Below are 8234 nucleotides of genomic sequence, written 5' to 3' on the forward strand. Positions count from 1 at the left end.
GCCTGCCGCCAAACACCGAAACCGAACTCACAGGCCGCTTCCAGGCCGCCGCCACGCCTCCATCGCCCGATCAGGCGGGTTTCGCAGAGGTCTCCCAAGGACCTGCCGCCAAAGAGTACCGTGTGGGATTACTTCTCCCGATGGGAATGGGAGGGGACCATCGAGCGCATCCATCATGTCCTCTACGTCGCGCTGCGCGAGCAGGCTGGGCGTGAGGCCAGCCCGACCACGGCGATCATCGACAGCCAGACGGCGAAGGGCGCGCAAAAGGGGGCTCTACGGTCGATCCGTCCGGCTACGACGCGGGCAAGAAGGTCGTCGGGCGCAAGCGCCATGTCCTGACTGACACACTGGGCCTGCTGCTCGGCGTGGTCGTGCATCCGGCCAACGTGCAGGACCGCGATGGTGCCGAGCCGCTCCTGCGTCAGGCGCGCCGCCTGTTCCCTTTCATCGAGCGCATCATCGGCGATGCCGGATACCAAGGGCCGAAGATGGCGGCCGCCGTTGCGCGCACCGGCAGGTGGACGATGGAGATCGTGCGCCGCCGCGACCGTCATCGGTTCGTCGTCCTGCCAAAGCGATGGATCGTCGAGCGCACCATCGGGTGGATCAGTCGCAACCGGCGTCTGGCCCGCGACTTCGAGCGGCACTGCCGCATCGCCACCGCCTTCGTCCGTATGGCCATGATCCGCATCATGCTGCGACGGCTGGCGGCAACGCCCTCAGCATGAATCCGAACTTCCCGGATGGGCTCTAAGGACCAGGACGGTGTACCGTCACTTTGCGAACAGGCGAATCGCGCCTAGCACGATCACTGCGCCGACCGTCGCCGCCAGGATTGCGCCCAGGATCCCGCTTCCCAGGCTAATTCCGACCGTCGGCAGCAGCCACCCGGCCACCACGGCCCCGACGATGCCGACGACGATGTTGCCGAGCAGCCCCAGCGAGCCACCACGCACCAGTATGCTCGCGAGCCAGCCCGCGACTGCGCCGATCACGACCCAGACGAGGATACCCGGCACGCCCATCCTCAGCCCCCTGTGATAACTGCCATCGGGATCTCGAACCGCTGCGGCCCGATGCGGATGTGGTAGAGGTCCCCGTCACGGCCGACCGTCATGCGCGCATCGCCGTCCGCCTGAGACTGGTCGTAGCGGACTGGCGTCAAGTCCTCGAAGTAGATCACCCGGTTGCCGCCGTCCGGCCAGAACACCGTCACCTGGCCGTTGCCGCGCCCGCGCGTCCGCTCGACACCGAACCGGCACTGCGCCGCGGGCTGTCCCGCATGGCGCGCACAGGGAATGTGGCCCGTGGCATGGAAGTTCGTGCCCGGAACCGTTGCGTCATGCGGCCGCGACGGCGCTGCCGCCGCGCCGCCGGTGGCCGAGACTTCGATCCGGTAGTTCGCCCGTTCGCCGCGACGCGCCGCGGCACGGTTCAGGAACACCTGGATCAGGTAGTCCCCGCTGTGCGCGGTGCGGACCTCCATCTGCGTCCCGCCCTGCTCGCCGATGTAGAGCGCGCCGTCGCGCCCCGGCACATGGCCGGGTTCGAAGACGTTGAACCCGACGGCGTCGCTGCCGCTGTGTAGCACCACGCGCAGCATCTGCCCGGCCGACAGGCCGAGCAGGTAGTGGACCGCTTCACGTCCCGCGACGTGCCCGGAAAGGGTCGCTCCGCTCGCGCCATGGGCGAAGTGGACGTGGACGGTCCGCACCTCGGCCGCCCGCGCCGGCAGCGCGAGTGCGACCAGGCCGAGCAGGACGGCGAGCCAGATCTTCCGCATCATCCAGGTCCTCTTTCCGGGCATCGCATTCATGGGGCCGCCCCGCCGCGGCAACGGCGGGGCGCGCCCGTCAGACCGGGCAGTTCTGCGGCGTGAACGGCACCTGCGTGACCGCGTAGCGGCCCTGGCTGGTGACGACGCGCAGGCAGGTCCGCGACGGCGCATGGTTCCAGAACTGGGTCAGCCCCTGGCGCCGGGAGAGCTCGAAGCCACGGCGCTGCAGTTCACCCTCGCCGGAGGAAGCCCGGGCGCCGTTCAGGTCCTGCCAGGCGGGCGCGGCGGGCGCGGCCGGTGCGGAAGCGGCCGGGGGCACCGAGGCCGTCGGCGGCGGCGCCGATCCGCCACCGCAGGCCGACAATCCGAGAAGAAGAACGACAGCCGGCGCGACACGCAGACCATAGGAACGCATTCGGGATCTCCCTTGTCCATCCAGAGCAAGGGCATGCTGACGCACGCGAACCGCGCCCGCGATCCGCTGAACGCAGTCGCCACGATCCGGTACGCGCAGCGCCACGCTCGCGCGGATCACTTCAGGCGAAGGGACCGGGCAAGCGTCACTGAAGGCGCCTCGCCATAGCGGGCACGATAGGCCGCAGCGAAGCGGCCAAGATGCATCACGCCGCAGTCGTGCGCGATCACCGTCACGGTCTCTCCAGGTCTTGGCTTGATGAGCCGCTCGCGCACCGCCTCCAGGCGACAGGAGGCGAGGAAGTCCCGCGGCGTCATGCCCCTGTGCCGCTGGAACGCGGTCTGCAGGGACCGCGTGCTGACGCCGAGTTCGCCCGCGAGCGCCACGATCGAGACGGCATCGTGCAGGCGGGCGCGCAGGATCGCCTCGGCGCGCCGGACCACGGCGCGCCCGGCCGGGGATGGCGGGCGCGACACCTGCTCCGCACTGGCCGCGAAGTCGTCCAGCAGCAGGTCGGTCAGCAAGCGAGACATCCCGCGCGCCGCGCGCAGGGAGAGCGGCGCCGGCGCCTGCTCATCCAGTTCCTCGATGACGTAGCGCAGTGCGCGCACCAGGCGCGGCGCGGGCCGATGCGGCCAGTCGCGGGCCGGATGCCAAACGTCCTCTCCGTTCTGTCCGGCGCGGGTCGCGAGAAACGCCATCGGCGCCTGGAGCACCAGGCCAATGTAGCTGTCGGGTATCGTCGTCGTGCGCGCGCCGGGCCGCGGCAGCGCGGCCTCGCCATCCCGGATGAGAAGCGGGACACGCCCATCATCGGTTTCGAGAAGGCCGCGATGCGCGACGAGCAGTGTCGCGTTCTCCCCATCCACCGGGCGCACGCAGTGGCCTGAGGTCTGAACGGCACTCAGCCGGATCCCGTCGAGAAGGGCGGAATTCACCCTGATATGGAACCGCCCAGGCTCGCCTACGGCCTCGTAGCGGTCGAACCGGCTGAACAGGTGCGAACGTTCCCGCGCGGTATGGACCGAGTGGGCCTCCAGGACGGGAAAACGGTGGAGGAAACGCATCAGCTGCGGGTGATTTGCTATCTCGCACCCGAACGATACCAGAGGACCCACGCCGAAGTCCAAGTTCTCGTGCCACGGCAGGGCCGTCGGCCGGGACCGGGCGGATGCGGCGTCGCCATCTGCCCGCGCGGCTTGGTTTGCGCCTTGCGGATAACTTGCTCTTCGCCTGGCGGATCGCGGGGCCGGCCCGGATCAACGAGAATGCGAAGGTCAGGTTTGTCCGGCGCTTCAAGTATCTGGTCGTTGCAATCGTCCCGCCCCCCCCTCGAGCGCCCGATACCTGGAGCACCGGGTTGTGACGGGGAGATGCCACGGATGAACACCCTTGCCGCGCGGCTGCGCGGGATCGCGATGGCCAGCACGGCGCTGATGGCCCTGCCCATGCTCGCCGCGGCCCAGGATGCGACCTGGACCGGGCCCGGGACCTCGTTGCTGGATCCCGCAAACTGGTCGACCGGCGCGGTCCCGACAGGTACCGCGACCTTCGCCGGCGCGTCGCCTCTCAGCCCCACCATCGTGTCGCTGAGCCCCCTCAACCTGGGGGAACTCCGCTTCGTGGCAGGCGCCCCGGCCTATGTCGTCACCCTCGGGGCGCTGGGCCCACCCTCATCCGGAGGCGTGATCAGGCTGACCGGCGCCGGCATCTCCGACCTATCAGGCCAGGCCCGCTTCGACCTCGTGCTGGGCCAGATCGCGCTGGAAAACCAGGCGAGCCTGGGGTCCGCGGTTATCGGGAGCGGCACCAGCGGAGCCACGCGGCGCGAAGTCGTGCTCCTGGGCAATGCCCGAGGCGGCACGGCGCGGCTCGACAATGTTGCCCTGCTCCTGCGCGAAAATGCCTCGGCCGAGCGTCTTGTGCTGAACGGCGAGTTGAACGCCCTGGAAAACAGCACGCTGGCGGATGCCACGATCACCATCGCCGCGCTCAGCGGCACGACCCGCGCGTCCCTGGTGGCGGGCAACGCCAGCCTCGGCGCCGCGCGCATCACCATCGCGGACGGCCCCAACAACCTCCTGCGCGTGGCCCAGAACGCCACGGGCGGCACGGCCGCGGTGACCGTGCTGGGCGCGGGGCGGTTCGACCTCAGCCTGATGACGCTGCCCACCTTCACCATCGGCAGCCTCGCCGGCGACGGGCGGGTGCTGCTGGGCGAGCGCACGCTCGTGCTCGACGGGCCCGGCGGCACCTTCGCCGGCGCCTTCGAGGGCGGCAGCGGCAGCGGCGTGACCTTCGCCCGCGGCACCATCACCCTCACCGGCACGAGCACGCTGACGGGGAACTTCCTGGTCAATCCGGGCGCGACCCTGCTCGTGGACGGGAACACGCAGTCGGTCCGCACGACCTTCGTCAATGCGGGCGGGACGCTCGGCGGCACGGGCACCGTGGGGCGCGTGTTCCTCGACGGCACCCTCTCTCCCGGCAACGCGGCCTCGCCGATCGGAACGCTGGCGGTGCAGGGCAACCTGGCGATGGGCCCCGGCGCAACGTTGCGCGTCGACGTAGCGGCGAGCGGCGCGGACCGCGTGACTGTCAGCGGGATCGCCGCGCTCGACGGCACGCTGCAGGTCGTCCCCGACGCCGGCGCGCTGCCGGCGAACGGGCAGACCTATACCATCGTGCAGGCAGGCAGCGTGCAGGGGGCCTTCGCGGCAGTGAACGACCCGCTCGCCTATTTCGACTTCACCCCGGTCTATTCGGGCACGCAGGTCAATCTCGTAGCGACGCAACTGCCGTTCAACAATCCGGCCGCGACGGGCGGCGTGCGCAACCTGGTGCAGCAATCGGGCGCGCTCGACGCATACCGCGCGAGCGTGACCTCCAACGCCGACTTCAACGCCTTCCTCGGGCAGTTGCTGCGCCTGGCGCCGGGCGCCACGACGAATGCGCTGCATTCGATGTCGGGCGAGGCCTATGCATCGTTCACCACGGTCGGGCTCGAGCAGCTCGACCGCTTCCGTTACGCCGCTCTCGACGCCGCGGGCAGCTGCGAGGGCCGTGGCGGCGAGATGCGTGGCCGCTGGTGCGCTTGGGCCGACGCCTACTACGTCAGCGCGAGCCTGGACGGGTCGGGCGACCTCGCGGGGTTCGACTACACGCTCTCGGGCGTGCAGGGCGGGGTCGAGATGCGCGTGCGGCCCGATGCGGTGGTCGGCTTCACGCTCGGCTACGGCGAGCAGCGGATGCGCAACTTCGACTTCGCCCCGCGCCGGCTGACCGGCGATGCGCTCTTCGCTGGCATCTACGGCACCTATGGCATGGGGCCGTGGCAGGCGGTCGGCCTGGTCGGCTACACGCGCTTCGACGTGGATGGCGAACGTGACATCACGGTCGGCAGCATCGGGCGCCAGGCGCGGTCGAACTTCGGCGCCGATGGTGTGAACGCGGCGGTGGCGCTTCGCTACCGGATGGATCTCGGCGGCTTCCGTGTCGAACCGGAGCTGCTGCTCGCCTACACGCAGTATTGGCAGGAAGGGTTCACCGAGTCCGGCGCGGGCTCGCTGAACCTGCGCGTGAACGGCACGGACGCCAATTCCTTCGTCACGGGGATCGGCGTGCGGGCCTCGACCGAATTCACCATCGAAGGCCGGACGGTGCGGCCCTTCGCCGTGCTGCGCTACGAACACGACTGGCTGGCCGGGGAGAAGGAGGACCATCGCGTGAACGCATCCTTCGCCGCGGTGCCCGAGGCCGGCTCCTGGACGGTGTTCGGGCAGAACCGCGGGCGGGAGAACGTGATCGGGCGGCTCGGCGTGGTCGGTGAAGTCACGTCGAACGTCGCGCTGTTTGGCACGGTGGGCGGGCAGTTGAACGCGAACGGGTCGGAATGGGGCGTGGGTGGCGGGGTGCGCGTGACCTTTTAGCCCGCCGCAGGCGCCATAGGCGGGCCCTGGGCGACGCGCCAGAGCCGCCGGAACGGATGGGGCGCGAGGCGAGGATCATGCGATGGGTCTGCAAGGCTGACCCTGCCCCCTCTGAGTGGTCCGGGACGCATGTTCGTTTTGGACCGAACGAGGAGGGCGCGATGGCGAGGAAACGGCACGGCGCTGAGGAGATTATTGGCAAGCTGCGCGCGGCGAAGCCGCAGAAGCGGCAGAAGGTCGCACCGTCCTCCAGCGCCTCGGCCAGCTTCACGTCCGACAGGTCGTGCCAGACCGCCAGCAGCAGCGCCTTGAACATCGACAGCGGCGGCCAGGCAGGTTGGCCCTTGGCGGAGGGGTAGAGCGTGGCGAGCAGCGCGCAGACCGGCTGCCAGTCGATCAGCGACGACAGGCGCTCCAGCGCCGCGCCGCTGCGCGAGGAGCCCTCCGGCGCCAGGCTCTCCTGACCGATGATGCGATATGCCATGCCGCCCGCTCCCCGCGTTGCTCAGCACAGAGAATCAGCCACAACAGCGCGCCGCAAGCCTTCCGCGCACAGGTCTCATTACCGGCCGAAGCCGTATCCGAAACTTGCATTTGGCTTCGGACCGAGTATCATTGTAACAGAGAATAAGCTTTTCAAGGGCAGGAAAAAATGTGCTTTCCGCGACCAGACCGGCCCGCGTATCTCGTAATCATTTCGTCGACCAACCAGCTATACTCAGGAACCGGGACCGCTCTTTTTGAATGGATCAGATATTCAAAAGAGTTCTTTGATTATTCGATCTGTATCGATAATCAGGAGAAAAGAAACTACGCAATTTGTCGCGACTTCTGTAAGGCTGAGCACATTCGGTTCATCGCCTCGGGTCCATACCCGATGCAAGGCGCCCCTGACGCCGGCGTCGCGGACGCGACCGAACTTGCCGGTTCCGGACGCTGGTCGGTGATCGAGATCATTAGTTGGGCCAACGCAGCCACAAACCTCGGCGTTGTCACCGCGATCCGTCCACCTACGATTCTGGTCTTCACGCCCCATACTCAGCCTCTCTGGACCTTGCCGGAGGCCGACCGCTTCACCCTGGTCGACCCATCCTTCGACCGGGCGCTGGCCACTTCCGACCTGGTCTGCTGCGATTCGCGTGCCGAGCTAGACGTCCTTGCGGCCCGCGCAGCTGGCTGCCCGCTGCTCTACGTGCCGCTCAGCATCGACACCCAACGCTTCCGGCCCGGCGCGGCGGAGCGCTTGCCGCAGATCCTGTGCGTCGCCGACTTCAACGAGCGGCGCAAGCGCACCGATCTCGCGCTAGCCGCCATCGCGCGTCGCATGCGTCGGGATTCTTCCACGAGGGCCGTGCTAGCCGGCCGGGCGTCGCAGGAGGTCAGCCTGCCCGCCGACCTCGCGGAGCGGTTCGATCTCCTCGGCTATGTCTCGGCGGAACGGCTGGTGGAACTCTACCAAACCTCACGCCTCTACCTGCTGCTGTCGGATTTCGAGGCCTTCGGCATCCCGATCGCCGAGGCGCTTGGCTGCGGAACTCCGGTTGTCACCACGGCGACGGCGGAGATCAGCTCGCTTTTTGCAGGACGGCAGGGCTGCGCCGTCGTCGATAACACAGACGACGCCGCGGTCGACCGCGCCATCGACGCCGCCTTCGTGCGGACCGATCACGCCGAGATCTCCGCCAGCGCCCATGCCAGCTTCGCCCCCGAAGTGACCTTCCGGAGCAAGCTCGACCGCGTTATGCAACTCGTTGCGCAACAGAACAGCGCGGTGGCAGGGGGCGGGGTGGGCTAGACCAATGCGGATCTTGCAGGTCACGCCCACCTATTTTTCTGATCGAAGCATCATCGGCGGCGGCGAACGCTATGTTACCAATCTCTGCCTTGCCGCGCTTGCGGCCGCGCCGGATAGGACGCTTGCCTGCAGCGTGCTATCCTTCAGCCGCACCCGCGACTTCGTGCGGGTGCAAGAGGGGTTGGGGTTGCACTTAATCCCGGGCGACCCGGCCGACGTCGCTAGGCCGCGTGGACAAACCTGATCCACAGTCGGATGGAGGCGAGTGTCGCGAAGCCGAGGAAGCTCTCGGCGGTCTGGTCGTAGCGGGTAGCG

General features: G+C 68.5%; 7 protein-coding genes and 1 pseudogene. 3 read left to right on the forward strand and 5 right to left on the reverse strand.

Annotated elements, in window-relative coordinates; genetic code table 11:
- Nucleotides 1-93: 93 nt before the first annotated feature.
- Nucleotides 94-731 (forward strand): annotated as a pseudogene (locus FHS88_RS19985) (IS5 family transposase); the annotation flags it as partial.
- Between the two features lie 45 nt (nt 732-776).
- Here the strand turns inward: FHS88_RS19985 and FHS88_RS19990 are convergent.
- From FHS88_RS19990 to FHS88_RS20005, 4 genes are all read right to left on the reverse strand, one after another.
- Nucleotides 777-1028, reverse strand: a complete 252-nt coding sequence (locus FHS88_RS19990) for a GlsB/YeaQ/YmgE family stress response membrane protein (protein WP_184487260.1) — start codon at nt 1026-1028, stop codon at nt 777-779.
- A gap of 2 nt (nt 1029-1030) precedes the next feature.
- Complete coding sequence (locus FHS88_RS19995; protein WP_184487261.1) at nt 1031-1786, reverse strand: hypothetical protein; 756 nt, start codon at nt 1784-1786, stop codon at nt 1031-1033.
- Nucleotides 1787-1856: 70 nt separating this feature from the next.
- Nucleotides 1857-2195, reverse strand: coding sequence for a hypothetical protein (locus FHS88_RS20000; protein WP_184487262.1), 339 nt, complete (start codon nt 2193-2195; stop codon nt 1857-1859).
- Between the two features lie 116 nt (nt 2196-2311).
- Nucleotides 2312-3262 carry an AraC family transcriptional regulator gene (locus FHS88_RS20005; protein WP_184487263.1) on the reverse strand — a complete coding sequence of 317 codons (951 nt, stop codon included), beginning with the start codon at nt 3260-3262 and terminating at the stop codon, nt 2312-2314.
- 315 nt (nt 3263-3577) lie between these two features.
- Here FHS88_RS20005 and FHS88_RS20010 point away from each other — a divergent pair, with 315 nt between their 5' ends.
- The gene (locus FHS88_RS20010; RefSeq protein ID WP_184487264.1) at nt 3578-6124 is read left to right on the forward strand and encodes an autotransporter family protein; all 2547 of its coding nucleotides are present in this window, start codon (nt 3578-3580) and stop codon (nt 6122-6124) included.
- Here the strand turns inward: FHS88_RS20010 and FHS88_RS20015 are convergent.
- Nucleotides 6027-6533: a transposase gene (locus tag FHS88_RS20015; RefSeq protein ID WP_338146685.1), complete on the reverse strand. Its 507-nt coding sequence runs from the start codon at nt 6531-6533 to the stop codon at nt 6027-6029. The two genes, FHS88_RS20010 and FHS88_RS20015, sit on opposite strands and share 98 nt — an antisense overlap.
- Nucleotides 6534-7067: 534 nt before the next feature.
- Here FHS88_RS20015 and FHS88_RS20020 point away from each other — a divergent pair.
- Entirely contained in the window at nt 7068-7919 is an 852-nt protein-coding gene (locus tag FHS88_RS20020) for a glycosyltransferase (protein WP_184487266.1), read from the forward strand.
- Nucleotides 7920-8234 lie beyond the last annotated feature (315 nt).

It is taken from the genome of Neoroseomonas alkaliterrae (assembly GCF_014199195.1).
Taxonomy (GTDB): Bacteria; Pseudomonadota; Alphaproteobacteria; order Acetobacterales; family Acetobacteraceae; genus Neoroseomonas; species Neoroseomonas alkaliterrae.